Raw genomic sequence first — 16886 nt, 5'->3', positions numbered from 1 at the left:
CTCCCGCGCCGCTGCCCGCCGGGGCGCGGCCGCGACGTTACCGTGGTCAGTGCTGCGGCGCCGGCGCGAGCGGCTCGGCCGCCGCGCCCGCCCCGCGCCCGGCGGGCCCGGCGCCGGCCGCCGCGAGGTCCGCGCAGGTGAGCGCCCCCGGCTCGGCCGCGCTCGCGGTCCCGGGCAGCGCCGCGCCGGTCGCGAAGTAGATCACCGTGTTGGCGCCGAGCACGAAGACGAGCAGGCCCACCACCCCGAAGACCGCCGCCGCCGTCCGCTGCGCGCGGCGCGACGCGGTGATGCCCCACGAGAAACAGAAGCCCCAGAGGCCGTTCGCGAAGTGGAACACGCTCGCGGCGATGCCGAAGATGTAGACGAGCGCGATCACCGGGACGCCGCCCACCGTCGACGCCATGTCGGCGCAGAGCCGCGGGTAGAACTCCTCGGGCGCCATCCGGCCCAGCCACTTCTGCGCCCAGTACTGCCAGAGGTGGAACCCGATGAACGCGAAGGCGAGCACCCCGGTGACCCGCTGCATCGTGTACATCCAGTTGCGCGAGTACGTGTAGCTGCCGACGTTCGGCTTGCCCTCGAACGCCAGCTTCACGCCGTAGAGGGCATGGAACGCGAGCGGCAGCACGACGAGCCCGAGCTCGAGCGCGGGCAGGTACGGCATGTGCGAGATGTCCGCGACCGCGTCGTCGAACCGCGCCTGCCCCTGGAGCGCCTTCGCGTTCGTCCAGAAGTGAAAGAGCAGGAAGCCGCCCACGGGGAGCGCGCCGGTGAGAGAATGCAGCTTGCGCAGGAGAAAGGACCGGCGGCTCTCGTGAAAGAGCGACCTCGCGGGGATTGCCTCGGACACGCTGACCTCGATGGAAGGCGGGCGCCGCGGGTGTATGGGATGGCCCGAAGGACGTCAAGGTGAACCCAGTGAACAGTTTTGGCCGATTTTCCGCTGCCATCGTCGCGCTCGGCGCGGCGCTCGCCGGCGCGGCGCTCGCCGGGGCGGGCTGCGGCGGCGCGCAGGGCGAGGCCGACGGGGCGGCGCCGATCCTCAGCGGGTCGCCCGCGGCGCAGGCCGAGCTGCAGCGCATCCTCGCGCGCTTCGCGAACGGCGCGCGCGCCGAGCGCGTCGCGCTCGGGCCGGAGCTCGCCGCCTTCCGGCAGCGTTACCCGGACGACGACCTCGCGCTGGTCGCCGACGCCCACCTCGCCTGGATCGCCCTGGAGCAGGGCGACCTCCGCCGCGCCGAGGCGCTGACGTCGCAGATCGCCGCGCGCGGGCGGCTGGGCGCGACCGGGGACCTCGCGCGCGTGCTCCGCGGCGTGGCGCTCCGGCGCGCCGGCAAGCCGAAGCCGGCCTTCGGGGCGCTGCGCCCGCTCGTGAGCAAGGTGATCGACCCGTACGTGCGCGCGCTCCTCAACGAGGAGGTCACCGCCGCCGCCATGGAGGCGGGCGCGTGGACACAGGCGGTCGAGCTGATGGGCATCTGGCTGCGCGAGGCGGACGACGACGAGCGCGCCGCCGTGCGGGCGCAGGTGGGGACGCTCCTCGACAAGGTCCCGGTCGATCACCTCCTGCGGGCGCTGCGGGCGAAGCAGGCGGGCGGCGACGACATCCCGCCGGAGCTCGACGTGCGCTCGCTCGTCGCCGTGCGGCTCGCGGCCGTCTCCCTCGAGCGCCGCGACCCGGCGCTCGCGCAGGAGCTGATCGACCGCGCCGGCGAGCTGCTCGGCGACCGGGGCGACGCGATCGCCGATCTCGCGGCCGGCGCGGGGACCGCGCGCGTCGAGCCGCCCACCGTGGGCCTCCTGGTCTCGACGCGCACGCCCGCGTCGCGCCGGCGCGGCGTCGAGATCGCCGCCGGCGTGACACACGGGCTCGGGCTGCTGCGGCCGGGCTCGGACGCGCGGCTCGTGAGCCGCGACGACGGCGGCGAGGGGAGCGTCGACGAGGCGCTGAACAGCCTGACGGCCGAGGGCGCCGCGGTGCTCGTCGCCGGCTCCGACCGGGAGCAGGCGACCGCGGCGGCGAAGTTCGCGCGCACCCACGCGATCCCGGTGCTGCTCATCCACCCGCCGGAGCCGGCCGCGCTCGACGGCGCGTTCGTGTTCGTCGTGGGCGAGGATCCCGACAAGGGCGTCGAGGTCCTCGCGGCCGCGCTCGCGGCGCGGGGCGCGGCGCCGGTGGCCCTGGTCGGCGGCGACCGCAGCGCCCGGAAAGAGGCGGCCGGCGCCGCGGCGGCGACGGCGGGGGCGAGCGGCGCCGCGACCGCGAGCGGCGCTGCGACCGCGAGCGGCGCCGCGACCGCGAGCGGCGCTGCGACCGCGAGCGGCGCTGTGCCCGCGAGCGGCGCTGTGCCCGCGAGCGGCGCCGCCGCACGGCCGGGCCCGGCGGCGCCTCCGACCGGGGGCGGCATCGCGCTGGTGCTCCCCTGCGATGAGCCGTTCGACGCGCGCACCCTCCGGCCGCTCGGCATCCGCGGGATCATCGTGGGCGGCGACCCGCCCTGCGCGGAGCAGGCGATCCGCGCCGCCCCGCGCTCGGTGACCCTCGCGCTCGGCTTCGAGGCGGCGATCGCGCCGCCCGCAGGGGTCCTCGTCGCCACGGCGGGGCTGTTCCCGCTCACCGCAGCGCCGGGCGGCGCGCGGCCGGCAGCGCCGGGCGGCGCGCGGCCGGCAGCGAGCGCGGCCGGCCCGAAGGCGCCACCCGCAGCCGCGCCGGGCGCGCCGGGCGCGCCGGACGCCGGTGCCGGCGCCGGCGCGCTCGCCGCGTGGCTAACCAGCCACCCGACGCCGCCGAGCTACTGGGCGGCGCTCGGGCACGACGCCGGCGTGCTCGCCTGGGCCGGCGTGCGGAGCCTGCCGAAGACGGGCACCGAGGATCCGGCCGAGGTGAAGGCGCGGCGCCTCGCGGCGGCGACCGCGATCGGCGGCGCGAAGGCCGAGCTGTGGACGACCTCGGCGCCCGGCTTCGGCGGAGGGCGCGTGCTCCCGCGGGAGATCGGGCACCGCGAGATCGGGAAGGAGCGGTGAGCGGCGCCCGCCGCCTCGCCGGCGGTGCTCAGGCGCACGCCGACAGCGCCGGCGGCCGTCAGCCGCGCGCCGACAGCGCCGGCGGTCCTCAGGCGCACGCCGACCGCGCCGGCGGTCCTCAGGCGCGCGCCGACAGCGCCGGCGGTCCTCAGGCGCGCGCCGACAGCGCCGGCGCGCGGCCCCGGGGCTGCTCCGGCGCCGTGGGGCGCGTACGATGTCACGGCATGTTCCGCCGAGCCCTCTGCTATGCCGCCGCCGCCGCCGCGCTGCTGGCTACCGCCCGGACCGCGCGCGCCGATCGCGTGGCGGTGCTCCCCGCGCGCGGCGGCACCGACGAGGCCGCCCGCAGCGCCGCCCAGTCCGAGATCGCGCGCGGGCTCGCCGCGCTCGGCCACACCCCGGCGCCGGACAGCGCGGTCGCGGCCGCGCTCAAGGGCGTCGCCGACGGCGTCGCCGACACCGCCGACGAGTACCGCGCGGTGGGCGCGCAGGCGGGCGCCGACTGGGTCCTCGCCGCCACGGTCGAGCCCGCGGTCACCACCACGCGCGTCGAGCTCACCGCGTACCTCGCCTCAACGGGGCGGATCGAGTCCGTCGCGCGGGAGGTCGACCGGAGCGCGTCGCAGCTCGAGACGCAGGAGATGCTCGCCGTGCTCCTCCGCCCCGAGGGCGTCGGCGTCGGCGCGCTCCCCTGGGAGCAGCCCGCGCCCTCCGGCGCCACGGGCGCGCCGCGCCCCCCCGCCGCGCCGGGGGCCGCGACGCCGCTCGTCGTGCCCCCGGTGCCGGAGCCGCCGCGGTCGCCGCCCGCGAAGCGGGTGCTGATGGCGTACCCGCTCGGGCCGGAGCGCGTCTGGCCCGCGTACTCGGGCGGGCGCCGGCTCGCGCTGTCGGCGTCGCTCGGCGCCGCGGTCGCGGCGGCGCGCCTCGAGGGCGCGAGCGGCAGCGGGGCCTCGATGATCGGCGCCGTGCGCCTGGCCTACGCCGTCGGCGATCGCGGCCTCGAGCTGTTCGCCGGCGGCGGCGGCAACCTGGTCGGCCCGCCCGCGGGCTGGATCGAGGGCGGCGCGCGCCTCCTGCTCACGCCCAGCCTCACGCCGCACGACGGCGCGTGGCGCGCCTCCCCGCTCCACCTCGGCCCGTCGATCCAGCTCGGCGCGTTCTTCCGGGCGGCCGGCGCCGACCTCGTCGGCCCGGGCGGCGCGACGTACCGCGGCGACCTCGCGGTGCACCCCGCGCTCGGCGCCTCGCTCGACGTCGTCTACGCGCTGAGCCGCGCGGCGCAGCTCGAGGCGCAGCTCGGCAACCTCCGGTGGATCCCCACGGCGGACGGCGCGCTGATCCTGCTCGGCGCGACGCTCGGCGCGGGGCTCCGGTTCTGACGTATGCGCGTCGAGCTGCCGAGCCGCCGCAGCACCATCCGCCTCGCGCGCGCGCTCGCCGGCCGCCTCGAGGGCGGCGACCTCCTCGTCCTCGCGGGCGACCTCGGCGCCGGCAAGACGTTCTTCGCCCGCGCCCTCTGCCGGGCGCTCGGCGTGCCGGCCGAGATCCCGGTCACCAGCCCGACCTTCACGCTGGTCCACGAGCACGCGGGCCGCGTCCCCATCGCGCACGCCGACGCGTACCGCCTCGGCGGCGCGTCCTCCGCGGAGGGCGCGGCCGCCGCGGAGGGCGCGCAGGGCGGCGCGGCCGCCGCGGAGCTCGCGCAGCTCGGGCTCCGCGAGCGCCGCGCCGAGGGGGCGCTCCTCGTGGTCGAGTGGGGCGAGCCGTTCGTGGAGGCGCTCGGCGGCGACGCGCTCCTCGTCCACCTCGTCGCGCCCGAGGACCCCGGCGCCCCCGGCCGCGCTGCTGTGCTCGGCGCGACGGGCGCGCGGAGCCGCGCCGTGCTCGCGGCGCTGGCGGCTGATCTGCAGGAAAAAGGCTCTGCTCGCGCCGGCGCGCGGTGACGCGGGCGAGCGGCCCGGGCGGCCCGAGTGGCCTTTGCGCGCGTGGGCCCGTGCGCGGCGGCCTGGCGTGGTACAAGAGCGGGCACCGTGAACGGAGGCGCGGAAACCAGCCGCAGCGAGCTGCTCAACAAGGCGTTGGCGCCCGTCCTCGGGTTCCTCGACAACATCGGCACCATCGTCACGCTCACCGCCCAGACCCTCGTCTGGCTGGTGCGCCCGCCGTTCCGCCCCGCGCAGTTCCTCGCCGCGATGGACTTCCTGGGCGCGCAGTCGGTGTTCATCGTCGGCCTCACCGGCGTCTTCAGCGGGATGGTCGTGACGCTGCAGACCTCGTACGCCCTGCGCGCGTTCAGCGCCGAGGGCCGGGTCGGCGGCCTCGTCGCGGTCTCGCTCGCCCGCGAGCTCGCCCCGGTCTTCTCCTCGATCATGGTCACGGCCCGCGCCGGCAGCGCGATGGCCGCGGAGCTCGGCAACATGCGCGTCACCGAGCAGATCGACGCGATCGCGACGATGGGCGTGAGCCCGGTGCAGTACCTGCTCTCGCCGCGCCTGTTCGCCGCGGTCGTGATGCTGCCCTTGCTCTGCATCCTCTACACGAGCGTCGGCATGTGCGGCTCCTACCTCGTCGCCGTGCTCTGGCTCGGCGGCGACGAGGGCGCGTTCTTCCAGAGCATCCGCGACTTCGCCTTGCCCAAGGACATCTCCATGGGCCTCATCAAGGCGTGCGTGTTCGGCTTCATCGTCTCGGCGATCTCGTGCCGCCACGGCTTCTTCGCCTCGGGCGGCGCGCGCGGCGTCGGCGTCGCGACGACGCGCGCGGTCGTCGAGAGCTGCATCACCGTGCTCGTCACGAACTACATCCTGACGCAGCTGCTGCTCGACATGTGAGCCGCGGCGGGTCGCCCGACGGGCCTCCTCGCGCGAACAGATGCATCGATAGCGGGACACAGAGCGACGCGGCAGCGCGATGCGCCCTCGCGCTGGCCACTCACGACGTCATGCCGAGCAAGAAGAGGGCATCCGCCCACAGCGGCCACAGGGTGCGGAATGGGTGGGTGGCCAGCAGGAGGCCACCGTTCGGAAGGCGCCGCACGTGGTAGGGCGAATGGCGCTCGATGAACCGCACGTGTCTGCCGGTGGCGACGGTCACCTCGTAGGACGGCTCGCCCTCTCGGGTCTCGGCCTCGTCGATGACTTCGTGGATGAGCTCGCGCGCGCGTGGCTCGACGGCGCGCCATGCGGCGTCCGGCAGCGCCGAGGCTTCGAGCGCTTCGAGCAGCAGGTCCGGGGGAGTCAAGAGCGCTTGGAGGACCTGCTCGCGCGTGATCTCGACGTCGCCCGGGAGCGGGGCACACACCGCACGGCGTCGTCGCGCGTGGGCCGCTCGCTCCGCGACCGCGAGGCATGGAGATCCAGCGTTTCGTGCTCGTCGACGCGCTCGACGTGGCTCGCGACGCCGACGCGCGCCCCTCGGGGAGCGGCTTCAATGCGCGCCGCGAGCGCGGAGAGCGGCAGGCGCGCGGCGCGCCCCACGACGTCGCCGTCGTGGAGGTGCACCCACGATAGGGCGAGGTCACGCGCGACCGTCGCGGCGTCGGCGTGGTAGGTCGCGCACGCCTCCACCGGCGCGGGCCAGCGCAAGACGGCCGCGCACGCGCCCGTCGTCACGCGGGCATGCGCGTCCGGCGCGCAGAGGCCGAGCAGGATGCCCTCCACGTCCTGCTCCATGTGCATCGAGATCATCGCCGCCTCGGCCTCCACGGAGCGCACTCCGCTGCCGATGGCCATCTCGAGGCAGTAAGGGTAGAGCCCCTTCCATTCGTCCACACCCACGCCCAGGGGGCCGCTGGGCCACCGGCGATCGTAGTCTTCACCGTAGCACTCCAGGCTCAGCCCATGCCGGCCCAGCCACCGCCACGGCGAGCCGAGACTCACACGTACCTGCGAGGCCGCCTTGAAGGCGGGACGTGTCACCGCGATGACCTCGTCGACGGGGATCTCGGGGCGCCACATCTCCTCGGACGTTCCGCTCGTCGACAGGCTGACGTCGCAGAGCCCCCCCGGGTAGGCGAGCGCGGACAGGGCCGCCGCGAAGGCGTCGAACCGGTCCACCTCGTCACACCACGCGTGGAACCTCGGTCCCCGCTCAGTGCACGCTTGATTCATGTACCGACGCATCGAGAGCACCCAGCGTGCACTTGCCTTCGACGCACCGCCCGACACCGCACCCGGTATCCGGCGGCCCCTCGCAGTCCGCGGCGGTGTCGCACCACCCCGCCGGCTCGGAAGAGGAGCTCACTTCCAGAAGTTCCACCACCGCTTCGCGCCTGCCGCGCTCCGATGCGCCTCCCCGAAGATAACGGAGGGGACTTGCTCGGTCTCTGGACCATCGTAGAAGACCGGCTCCGCGCCTTCCATCCGGTATACCTGGAACAGGTTGAGTGATTCCCCGGACGCCAGCTCCGCCACGACCTGAATGGCGTCGACGTCCTCCAATGCGCCCCGGGGGCGGACCCGGACATCCCGATAGACGGCAGCCGCTCTGATCTGCCTGGCCGCTGCCTTCTGCCTCAGCGCGGTGATGACCAGGTTCGACCCGTCGGTGCCGCCCTGCGCCGCGACCCCGACGTTGTACTTCCCGGTGGACTCCACTGCGATGAACCCGGGAAGAAACGACCCCTGTTCCCGGAGTGCGCGCCTCGCCAGGTCGAGCGACCGCTCGATGAGCCGCTGGATCTCGAATCGCTTCGCGTGAGGATCTTTGCTCATACCATTGCGTCTCCTGTTCCGATGCTGGTCCACCTGGCTGCGCGGTCGACCGGACGGCAGGCGAGGCAGGCACACCGTTGCATCATGACGAGATGCCCAGCAAGAAGAGGGCGTCGGCCCAGAGCGGCCAGAGCATGCGATACGGATGGGTCGCCAGCACCACGCCGCCGCTCGGGAGGCGGTGCACACGGTAGGGTGCGTGTTGCTTGAGGAACCGGACGTGTTTGCGCGTGGAGACGTCCGCCTCGTAGGTGGGCGCGCCCGCCTTCGCCGCGGCGATTGCCTCGAGGGCCATCGATTCGACTGCGCGCCACTCGTCGTCCGGCACCGCTGCGGCCTCGAGCGCATCGAGCAGCGCCTGGGGTGACATCATGAGCGCCTTTAGGACGGCTTCGCGAGAGAGCTCCACGCCGGCCTCGACCGCGACGCGGGCTCCGCGCGGCGCGGCGTCGACGCGCGTATGCAACACATCTACCGGCACGCCGGCGACGCGGGGTACCTTGTCGGCATCCTGCAGGTGCAGCCAGGCAAGGGCGAGATCGCGCGCAACCAAGGCCGCATCTGCGTGGTACGTTGCGCATCCGCTGGTCGGCGGCCCCCACGCCGCGAACTCCGTCCACGCACCGATCGTGACGCGCGGACGCACGTCCGGCGCGCAGATTCGGAGCATGAGGTCCTCGATGTCCTGCTGGACGTGCATCCCTAGGATCGCCGCCTCAACGTCGACCGAGCGCATGCTGCCGCCGGACGCGATGCGGAGGTTCGTGGGAAGTAGATCGTTGCGGTCACCAGGGCGCGCGCATAGAGGACCGGATGCGTACCTGCGCTCCCACTCTTCGCCGTTGCACTCGATCGCTAGCTCGATTGCGCGTCCGGAGCTCAGCGTCACGCCGAAGGACGCGAAGACGTGCGTCCCTGCGGTGAATCCTGCGCGCACCGCCGCGACCGTCTCGTTGAGTGGTACCGTGTCTCGCCATCGCCAGGTGCTATCGGGATGTTCGATAGACTCGATGTGGAAGCCGCACGTTCCCCCCGGGATGACGAGAGCAGACAGAGCCGCCGCGAACGCGTCGCCCCTGTCCGCCGCGTCACACCACGCAAAGAGCCAGGGACCTGATAGGCTCATAGCTGGATCGCCATGACCAGGTTCCTAAAGTCTTCAAGTTTAAGGCGCTTGCCCGTGAGCACGTCGACTAGATAGCCGTCCTTGACGATCTTGTTCTCATTCTTGAGCCGCGCACCTTTAGGGATGATGAGCTCGACCCGCTCGACGTCGCTGGCGAGTCCATTGTCCCTCAGTTTCTTCATCGCATTCTCCAGTTGCTTGAGGGCATAGTCGATGTCGACCTTCCCGGTGTCACTGTCAATATCCTTCACCTCGCTCAGGGCCAGCTTGTTCCCCTTGGTAACGGTGAGGAAGTCGGGAGCCCTCCCCAAGGTCGTATTTGGCGGAGAGGTCTTCGGTATGTCCAGCACCGTGCGCACCCCGTCGTCGCCGACCCCGATCAGCGCCCTCCCGTCGTCCAGCATGAACTTGGCCGCCTTCTTCTCCATCGCATCGAGCGGCTTGCTCGTGACCGCCCCGTGCAGCGTCTTGTACCATGTGCGCCGGTTCGCACGCAGCGCGGCCAAGACCGGATCGTCGACCTCCGCGATCTCCCCGGCGACCCGGATCGCCCCCGGCGTCAGCCCGCCGGCGCCCTTGATCACCCGCCACATCGGCCCGATCGCCGCGACCCCGAACCCCAGCCCCGAGAAGATCCTCTCCTCGTCGCTCAGCTCCTCCCCTGACGGCACGCACCACGCCTTGCCCGTGACCGCCTCGCACAGGTCCAGCGCCGGCCCCACCACCGGCACGAACCCCACCGCGAGCCGTGTCGTCGCGTGCACCAGCGTCTGCATCGTCCCGACGTAGACATCGACCCCTTCGCTGACGGTCGACATCGCCCCCGCGAACGCGCTGATCGTCTGGTAGAGCTGCGTCTGCTCCAGGTCGAGCCCGTCTCCCGTCCACAGGTTGAGGCTGTCCTTCATCTGGTCGGCGAACGCGTCGAACCTCGGCTTGAGCACCATGTCCACCTGCGCCCGTAGGTCCGCCGGCACCGGCGTGTCCTCGAACCAGTCCGACGCGTCCATGAACCGCCGCACAAACCCGGTGATCCGGTTCTGTGCGTTCAGGAACGCGTTCGTCTCCGCGAGCGACACCCCCATCCGGTCGCGCAGCGCGATCTCCAGCGCCGCGCTGTTCCCTCGCCACGCCCTCACGTGCGCCACGAAATCCGCCCGCGCGACCACCACCCCGCCGTTCACGTCCTCCTCCAGCGCCCCGATCACCGCGTCCGCGTACGCTGCATAGGGATCCCTGCCCTCGTCGAACGCCCCCTCCACCTCCGCGATGTCCGGCACCTCCACCCACGGCACGTCGCTCGCCCCGAGCGCGTACGCGCCCGAGTCGTCCGGATCCCACCCCTCGGCGCGCGCGTCCTGCGTCACGAGGTCCGCCACCTCGTCGGCCTGCGCGCCGAACTCGTCCATCAGCCGCGCGAGCTCGTCCTCCAGGTCGCTCACGCTCTGCTTCAGGTCGTCGATGAGCTGCTCCAGCGCCGCGCGCGTCTCCGGCGCGACCACGTCCTTGTACCGGTCGAGGATCGCGTCGAGGTCGGTCCGCGAGATCTCGTCCAGCGGCCGGCTGACCAGGTCCTTCAGCTCGCTGTCGAACTGCTGGAGCAGATCCATCGTCTCCGCCAGCCGCTCCACCCGCGGCGCGTTCGCCACGAGCGCCTTGCGCTCCTCGGCGATCTCGGCCAGCAGGATCTCGATGTCGCGCGCGAGCGCCGGGTTGATCTCCGCGAGGCTCAGGTCGACTGTCGTGCTGCCGGAGAACTTCGCCCCGCGGCGCCGGACGTCGAACAGCGGCTTGTTCAGCCCGAGCGGGACCGAGACGAGCGTTACCAGCTCGTGCGCGTCGGTGCACCAGTCGTCGCCGCCCGAGTTGGCGACCGCGAAGTGGAATTCGTTCGCTCCCATGCGGAGCAGCACCGAGTCGAAGTCCGCCTCGGACCGGTGACTGCGCGCTCCATCACCGTGGTCTACGAGCGTGCCCGGGACTTCGTAGGTCGGCAGCGGCGTGTCGTTCACGCGAAAGAACGCGTCTCCATCCTCGACGAGGAAGGGACCTTCGCATGACGTGCTGGATTGCGTGTTGATCCAGCTCAGGCTGTACGGCGTGCCTGCCCACGCGAACGACGGCAAAAGCACCGCCAGCATCGTGACCAGCGCGACAACCTTCTGCAGCACCGCGGCGCCCTGGCCGCGCAACACAACGCAGACCAACCGGATCATGTCCCCTCCGCGCCGCGCACGGCGGCGTCATACGCGATCGCGGCGCCCTTCACGTCGCCCGCGTCGAGCCGCGCCTGCGCCGCCTCGAGCGCCGCCGCGGCCATCCCCTCCTCCCGCAGCGCCGAAAGCCCCGCCGCGATCTTCCGCGGCAGCCCCGTCCTGAGCTCCGCCTCCGCCGCGTCGAACCGCTCCCGGAGCGCCGCGCACCCCGCCTCGCGCCACGACGCCCCCGCCGCCTCGCAGAGCGGCCGCATCTGCACGAGCGTCACGAGCTCCCCGCACCGCTCGGCCAGCAGCGGCAGCCCGAGCCGCTCGCTCACCGGCGGCGCCGCCGACAGCGCCGCCGCCCGCGCGCGCGCCCGCTCCCCGAAGGCCTCCGAAGCCCTCTGAATCCGCGACCGCGCGATCGCCTCGCGCGCCCCCCCGTCCATCTCGAGCGCGCGCAGCGCCTGCCGGCGCATCGCGATCCCGCCGAGCAGCGCCGTCGCCGTCGCGTCGCTCCGCGCCACCCGCCGGTGCGTGTACCCCAGCATCGCGCTCAGCGACCGCAGCGCCCCCGATATCATGTCGGGCAGCACCGCGCCGTGCGTCCCGAGGAACTCCCTGTGCGGCGCCATCGCCTCCTCGAAGGAGCCCGCGAAGACCTGGAGCTCCGCCGCCAGCGCCATCACCTCCGCCGCGAGCTCGTTCGGCGCCCGGCTCGCCTCGCGCGCCGCCGCAAGCACGTCCTGCTCCACGCCGTCGAGCTCCTCGAGCGCCGACCGCGACGCCTGCTCCGAGAGCGCCGCGTACGCCGCCGTCTCCGCCGCCTCGGTCGCGCGGTACGCGGCGAACCGCGCCGCCGCGCCCGCGTACCTCGCCTGCAGCGGAGCGACGTCGCGCCGGGCCTCGTCGAAGACCGCCTGCACGACCGCCATCGCCTGCTTGTCCGCCGCCAGCGCCGCGGCGAGCGGCTCCTCCTCGGCGCTCGCCTTGTCGATCATCGCCGTCTTGAAGTTCCCCGCCGCGTCGACCGGCTCCTGCGCGAGCAGCTCTCTCTGGCGGTCCGCGGCCTCGCCGAGCAGCGATTTCATCTTGCCCGCCAGCGTCGCCCGCAGCGACTCGGCGTTCCTCGCGTCGTCCCGCACGTACGCGATCGCCTCGTCCAGGTGACCAAACCACAGGTCGAGCCGGTGCGAGCGCGCGACCACCTCGTCCAGCGTGTTGTCCTTCGGCCACGTGGCCCACATCTCGATCGGCAGCTCGCCGTCCTTCTCCGCCTGGCTCCACGCGCGGCCCGGGCCCACGTTCTCGCCGACGCAATGCTCCTCGCCGCCCACCGCCGCGGCGCAGAAGCTCCCGAGGGTGTGGTCCCCGCGCTTCCACAGGCACCCGGACCCTACCATGCCGAGCGCCAAAGCGGCGGCCGCCGCCACGAGGATAACCTTCTGTCGTGTCATTCCCCGTCCCATGCTCATTCCCTCCACCCTGCGACTTTTCTCGCCGGCGCAAGCTCGCCCGCGCCATTCCCAGACACAAGCGCCACGACGGAACGGTCGGACATTCCTCAACCGAGGATCGCGCCGGAGAGCGCTCAACGCTCAATGCGCTCCGTCCTCGGCGCACAGGTCATTGCCCCGGACCATGCCAGCCCGCGAAAGTAAGAAACCGGCGGCCACAGGAGCGCTCAACAATCCTCTTCCAATCGCCGGAACTCCCATTGCAGCTTCCGCTCTCATTGCCGCCGTCCGGAAGCAGGGCGGCAAGAAGGCCGTCGTATTCCTCGCCACCCGCGGCCTCGACAAGGCCGAGCGCAAGCGCCTCAAGGGTCTTGTCGACGTGGCGCTCGGCCCGACATCGCCTCTGCCCGAGACAACGGAGCTCCCGGAGGCCGCGCCGGCGCGAGGCGTTCGTCAAGCTGCGCGGCTGGTTCCACGAGTGGTCGACCACGGCGCGCGCCGTGTTCAAGAAGCGCAGCTATCTCATCCGCCTCGGCCTCGCGAGCCGCAAGGCACCCCAGCGCAAGCCCGCGACCACGCCACCACGCCGACCAAGCCCCCCGCCACGCCGTCCACGCCGGCAGAGCCGGGCGAAGAGACCGGCGGCGCCGAGTTCAGGTAACCCACATCACAGATTCTCACCTTCGGTACGCGCCGGAGGCTTCCCGCGCGCTCCCGAGACCTTCGCGCGCGCTCCGGAAGCTTCGCGCGCGCTCCCGAGACCTTCGCGCGCGCTCCCGAGCACGAGCTTTCGCGTACTTAGCGGCGTCCTCCGCGCCCCCGGCGCCCTCCGGCGCGCGCCGGGGACCGAATTTCCCGGGAAATAGACCCTCCGCCCCGTGCGCGAAGCTTCCGGACGGCGCGCGAAGCCTTCCCGCCGGCGCGCGAAGCTTCCGGACCGCGGCGCGCCCCCTTCCCGCCGGCGCCGCAGGCGTCCGTGCCCGTGACGAGCACCTCGCGAGCCTGGCGTGCTCCCTCCGGCGGCGTCCCCCTGCACAGCCGACGGCGCGCCCGTCCCAGCGCGGCGTCCCCCCGCACAGCCAACGGTCCGCCCGTCCCAGCGCGGCGTCCCCCCGCACACCAGATGGTCCGCCCGTCCCAGCGCGGCGTCCCCCCGCACCCCCGACGGTCGCTCCTCGCAGGGCGGCGGTCACCCGCACAGGAGACGGGCCCAGATCGGCGTTTTCGGCGCGCAAGCGCACTCCTGTGCGCTGAGCACCGAAAACGCCGAGGTGGGCCCGTATCCGAAGCGGGTGACCGCCGCCCTACCGGAGGGTGCTTGGGGGCTCGGGCTCGCGGATCGCGATCAGCGCCGGCGAGAGCTGCACCGGGTACCGCGCCGGCGCGCGCAGGTGCGCGACCCCGTACGGCAAGAGCTGCCGCGCCGCGACGGACCGCTCGCGCCCCGCGCCCGGCGGCTCAGCCGCCTCGAGCGCGTGGCCACCGCGCATCATCGCGCGCGAGAGCGGCGCGAGCCGCACCACCCCGAGCGCGCGCGGCGGCAGCATCCGCTCGTGCGCCAGGTGGATCACGTCGGCCGCCGCCCGGCCCGCCTCGTCGTAGTAGCGCGCCACCATCTTGCGCCCCGCGATCACGTCGCCGCGGTTGCTCGTGCCCTGCCGCAGCGCCCACGCCCCCGACTCCTCGAGCGCCACGAGCTCGTACCGCACCGCGGGCATGTCCTCCCCGCACTCCGCCAGCCCCGACGCGACCCAGCCCCCGGCGGTCGTGCCCACGCGCCGCGCCTCGAGCAGCAGCGCCTCCTCCTCGCGGCCGCCGAGGTCGATCATCCCGTCCGCGTACCAGGGCCAGCTGCCCTCGTACGGCGACGGCGGCGGCGCGAGCTCGCCGAGGTCGATCCCCGCCTCGCCGCGGAACGGGATCCCGAGCGCCGTCGCCGCGAGCGCGCTCGTCGTCGCCGCCGCGCCGCCCACGTGCGCCGCGCGGGCGAGCGCCAGCTGCTCCTCGACGAACGGCGCGCGCGCCGACGACCCGTCGACCACGACGCCCCCGTCCGCCGCGATGTGGAGCCGCGCCGCCCGCGTCGCCGCCGCCGTGCCCCGGCGGACCGCCGGCACGAGCACCGCGCCCACGAGCAGCGCCGCCACGAACGGCCCCTCCACCGACACGACCGGCGTGCCCGGGAAGGCGATCGTCCCGTCGGGCATCGCGTCGATGTCCACCGCGAGCGGCGCCCCGGCGAGCCGCTCCGCGAGCGCGTCGCTCAGCCCGCAGGCCGCGCGCGCCGCGAAGACCTCGTCCGCGTCGAGGCGCGCGCCGGCGGACGCGAGCGCCTCGAGCGTCGCCTCGACGCCGGCCACCACGAGGAAGCCGGTGTGCGGCGGCATCCCGGTGAAGGCGAGCTCGAAGCTCGCGCGCCGGTCCGCGACGCCCGCGCGCACGAGCCGGTCCGCGTCGAGCAGCACACGTCCGTCGCAGAGCAGCGGGCTCGCTCGCATGGCCGAAGCCCGCGCCCCGCTCAGAGCCGCGCGGCCAGCGTCCGCGTGCCGGCGACCGTCGAGGCCTCGTCGAAGAGGAAGGGCAGCACCACCGTCGGCACGTCGAGCGCGCGGCGCAGGCGGGCCAGGCTCTCGTGCTGCACCGACTCGCGCATCGCCCGCCGCGCCCCGGCCACGGCGGCGCTCTCGGCCGTGTGCGCCGCGCGCGCCGGCGCCCCCACGTCGAGGCGCGCCGGGTCCGCGAGCAGCGCCCGCCGCTCCTCGGGCGAGAACAGCGGCGGCAACACGCTGTTGATGATCAGCCGGTGCACGGGCAGGCCGAGCTCGCCCCGCACCTCGCCGACGAGCTCGATCGTCTCCGTCGCCGGCATCTCCTCGGCGAGGGTCACGACGACCACCCCGCTCCGCGCCGGATCCCGGAACATCGCCCACGCCGCCTCCGCGTCGCGGCGCAGGACGCCCGGCGGCGCCACGTCGAGGATCACCTTGGGCACGCGCAGCATGTCCATGCCGTGCCCCGTCGCGGGCGCGTCGAGCAGCACCACGTCGTAACGCGGGGAGCCGTCGTCGAGCACCTCGGTCGTGTGGAACCAGGCCTTGCCGAGCATCGCCCACTCGAACAGGCCGGGCACCGCGCGGAAGAAGGTGCGCGTGTACTTGTTGTCGAAGACGAGGTCGGCCGCGGCGCGCACCTTGAGGACCATCTCGCCGTACTCCCGGAGCGCCCGGTCCGGGGAGATGTTCACCGCCCACACCCGCTCGGCGACCTGGGTGACCTCCTGGCCGATCGGCCGCGTGCCCAGGATGGCCGAGAGCCGCTCCTTCGTGTTGCACATCGCCACGAGGACCCGCTTGCCCCGCGCGGCGAAGGCGAGGGCGAGGGCGCCGGAGATCGTCGTCTTCCCGACCCCGCCCTTGCCGGTCACGAACAGGAAGCGCCGGCGCTCGAGCTCCGGGAGGTCATGGCCCAGGCCGCCGGCCTGCAACTCGTGGTGGGCGCTCTGCATTCCGCGATAGCGGAGTTAGGCGCAAGCCCGGGCGAACGCAACCCGGATCGCGGGGACGGGCTCTGCTATGCCTCCCGTCATGCGCATCACCGAGCGAGATCTCGAACCGCTGAACCGTCGTTTCCAGGGAGCTCCGCCCGTCGAGCTCCTCCGTTTCGTCCGCGAGTCGTTCGGATCCCGCGCGGCCATCCTGAGCAGCATGCAGCGGGCCGGCACCGCGCTCTGCCACGTGGCCGACCGGGCCGGGCTCTCCTTCGACGTCGTCTTCGTCGACACCGGCGTGCTCCACGCCGAGACGCTCGCCACCCGCGACGAGCTCGCGCGCACCCACAAGAACCTCCGCGTGGTCACGCTGTCCCCCGAGCGCAGCTTCGCCCAGCAGACGCGCGACGAGGGCCTGCTCTACCTCTCGAAGGAGGGCCAGGAGCGGTGCTGCGACCTCCGCAAGTCGGCCCCGCTCAGCGCCGTCCGCGGCCGCTACGACGCGCTCGTCGCGGCGCTCCGCCGCGGCGAGGGCGGCGCCCGCGCCAGGGTCGCGCCGTTCGGAATCGACCTCGCGAACAACACGCTCCGGATCCACCCCTTCGCGTCGCTGAGCAACGAGGAGCTCGACGCGTACTTCGCCGCACACCCGGACGCGATCGAGAACCCCCTGCACGCGATGGGCTTCCGCACGATCGGCTGCTTCCCGTGCACGACCCCCGTGCTCCCCGACGAGCCGGAGCGCGCCGGGCGCTGGCGCCACCTCGCCAGCGTCGAGTACTGCGGCATCAACCCGGTGGACCGGGGCGCCGCCGAGGGCGGCGTCGAGCTCGACGATCGCTACGAGCGCCTCTTCGCCGCCTGACCATTTCCCTGCGA

At 73.8% G+C, this 16886-nt stretch carries 14 protein-coding genes; 5 read left to right on the top strand and 9 right to left on the bottom strand.

Features of this window, described 5'->3' with window-relative positions; genetic code table 11:
* Positions 1 to 46: 46 nt before the first annotated feature.
* Positions 47 to 853, bottom strand: coding sequence for a succinate dehydrogenase (locus tag WMF43_RS46535; protein WP_437675178.1), 807 nt, complete (start codon positions 851 to 853; stop codon positions 47 to 49).
* A gap of 59 nt (positions 854 to 912) precedes the next feature.
* Between WMF43_RS46535 and WMF43_RS46530 the strand changes: the two genes are divergently transcribed.
* From WMF43_RS46530 to WMF43_RS46515, 4 genes are all read left to right on the top strand, one after another.
* Positions 913 to 3027: a tetratricopeptide repeat protein gene (locus WMF43_RS46530; protein WP_437675176.1), complete on the top strand. Its 2115-nt coding sequence runs from the start codon at positions 913 to 915 to the stop codon at positions 3025 to 3027.
* A 224-nt stretch (positions 3028 to 3251) separates the two neighbouring features.
* Complete coding sequence (locus WMF43_RS46525) at positions 3252 to 4406, top strand: hypothetical protein (protein ID WP_437675175.1); 1155 nt, start codon at positions 3252 to 3254, stop codon at positions 4404 to 4406.
* A gap of 3 nt (positions 4407 to 4409) precedes the next feature.
* Complete coding sequence (gene tsaE, locus WMF43_RS46520) at positions 4410 to 4970, top strand: tRNA (adenosine(37)-N6)-threonylcarbamoyltransferase complex ATPase subunit type 1 TsaE (protein WP_437675173.1); 561 nt, start codon at positions 4410 to 4412, stop codon at positions 4968 to 4970.
* Positions 4971 to 5057: 87 nt separating this feature from the next.
* On the top strand, positions 5058 to 5858 hold the full coding sequence (locus tag WMF43_RS46515; RefSeq protein WP_437675171.1) for an MlaE family ABC transporter permease: 801 nt from the start codon (positions 5058 to 5060) through the stop codon (positions 5856 to 5858).
* A 100-nt stretch (positions 5859 to 5958) separates the two neighbouring features.
* Here WMF43_RS46515 and WMF43_RS46510 read toward each other — a convergent pair whose 3' ends face one another.
* The 8 genes from WMF43_RS46510 to WMF43_RS46475 all read right to left on the bottom strand — a co-directional run bounded on the left by WMF43_RS46510 (position 5959) and on the right by WMF43_RS46475 (position 16025).
* Positions 5959 to 6267, bottom strand: coding sequence for a hypothetical protein (locus WMF43_RS46510; protein ID WP_437675169.1), 309 nt, complete (start codon positions 6265 to 6267; stop codon positions 5959 to 5961).
* Positions 6264 to 7136: a hypothetical protein gene (locus tag WMF43_RS46505; RefSeq protein WP_437675167.1), complete on the bottom strand. Its 873-nt coding sequence runs from the start codon at positions 7134 to 7136 to the stop codon at positions 6264 to 6266. Before WMF43_RS46505 ends, WMF43_RS46510 begins: the two co-directional genes overlap by 4 nt.
* A gap of 129 nt (positions 7137 to 7265) precedes the next feature.
* A complete protein-coding gene (locus WMF43_RS46500) occupies positions 7266 to 7739 on the bottom strand; it encodes a hypothetical protein (protein WP_437675165.1) in 474 nt (157 codons plus the stop codon).
* An 82-nt stretch (positions 7740 to 7821) separates the two neighbouring features.
* Positions 7822 to 8475 (bottom strand): hypothetical protein, encoded by a 654-nt coding sequence (locus WMF43_RS46495; RefSeq protein ID WP_437675163.1) that lies wholly within the window; start codon positions 8473 to 8475, stop codon positions 7822 to 7824.
* A gap of 386 nt (positions 8476 to 8861) precedes the next feature.
* On the bottom strand, positions 8862 to 11081 hold the full coding sequence (locus tag WMF43_RS46490; protein WP_437675162.1) for a hypothetical protein: 2220 nt from the start codon (positions 11079 to 11081) through the stop codon (positions 8862 to 8864).
* Positions 11078 to 12520, bottom strand: coding sequence for a hypothetical protein (locus WMF43_RS46485; protein WP_437675160.1), 1443 nt, complete (start codon positions 12518 to 12520; stop codon positions 11078 to 11080). The genes WMF43_RS46490 and WMF43_RS46485 overlap by 4 nt, the downstream gene beginning before the upstream one ends.
* Before the next feature lie 1304 nt (positions 12521 to 13824).
* Positions 13825 to 15018 carry a hypothetical protein gene (locus WMF43_RS46480; RefSeq protein WP_437675158.1) on the bottom strand — a complete coding sequence of 398 codons (1194 nt, stop codon included), beginning with the start codon at positions 15016 to 15018 and terminating at the stop codon, positions 13825 to 13827.
* Between the two features lie 20 nt (positions 15019 to 15038).
* A complete protein-coding gene (locus WMF43_RS46475; protein ID WP_437675156.1) occupies positions 15039 to 16025 on the bottom strand; it encodes an ArsA family ATPase in 987 nt (328 codons plus the stop codon).
* Positions 16026 to 16104: 79 nt separating this feature from the next.
* On the opposite strand from WMF43_RS46475, the gene WMF43_RS46470 reads away from it, so the two are divergent.
* Positions 16105 to 16872: a phosphoadenylyl-sulfate reductase gene (locus WMF43_RS46470; protein WP_437675154.1), complete on the top strand. Its 768-nt coding sequence runs from the start codon at positions 16105 to 16107 to the stop codon at positions 16870 to 16872.
* Positions 16873 to 16886: the final 14 nt, after the last annotated feature.

This window comes from Sorangium sp. So ce131, assembly GCF_051519095.1.
Classification (GTDB): Bacteria; Myxococcota_A; Polyangia; order Polyangiales; family Polyangiaceae; genus Sorangium.
Note: the sequence above shows the minus strand (reverse complement) of the source record. Positions and strands in the feature narration are given on the sequence as shown.

What these genes read in the sequence shown, in the direction of transcription:
- WMF43_RS46485 (WP_437675160.1), bottom strand. Translation starts at nt 12,520, where the DNA reads ATGACACGACAGAAGGTTATCCTCGTGGCGGCGGCCGCCGCTTTGGCG.
- WMF43_RS46495 (WP_437675163.1), bottom strand. Translation starts at nt 8,475, where the DNA reads ATGCGCTCGGTCGACGTTGAGGCGGCGATCCTAGGGATGCACGTCCAG.
- WMF43_RS46480 (WP_437675158.1), bottom strand. Translation starts at nt 15,018, where the DNA reads ATGCGAGCGAGCCCGCTGCTCTGCGACGGACGTGTGCTGCTCGACGCG.
- WMF43_RS46525 (WP_437675175.1), top strand. Translation starts at nt 3,252, where the DNA reads ATGTTCCGCCGAGCCCTCTGCTATGCCGCCGCCGCCGCCGCGCTGCTG.
- WMF43_RS46475 (WP_437675156.1), bottom strand. Translation starts at nt 16,025, where the DNA reads ATGCAGAGCGCCCACCACGAGTTGCAGGCCGGCGGCCTGGGCCATGAC.
- WMF43_RS46505 (WP_437675167.1), bottom strand. Translation starts at nt 7,136, where the DNA reads ATGAATCAAGCGTGCACTGAGCGGGGACCGAGGTTCCACGCGTGGTGT.
- WMF43_RS46500 (WP_437675165.1), bottom strand. Translation starts at nt 7,739, where the DNA reads ATGAGCAAAGATCCTCACGCGAAGCGATTCGAGATCCAGCGGCTCATC.
- tsaE (WP_437675173.1), top strand. Translation starts at nt 4,410, where the DNA reads ATGCGCGTCGAGCTGCCGAGCCGCCGCAGCACCATCCGCCTCGCGCGC.
- WMF43_RS46490 (WP_437675162.1), bottom strand. Translation starts at nt 11,081, where the DNA reads ATGATCCGGTTGGTCTGCGTTGTGTTGCGCGGCCAGGGCGCCGCGGTG.
- WMF43_RS46470 (WP_437675154.1), top strand. Translation starts at nt 16,105, where the DNA reads ATGCGCATCACCGAGCGAGATCTCGAACCGCTGAACCGTCGTTTCCAG.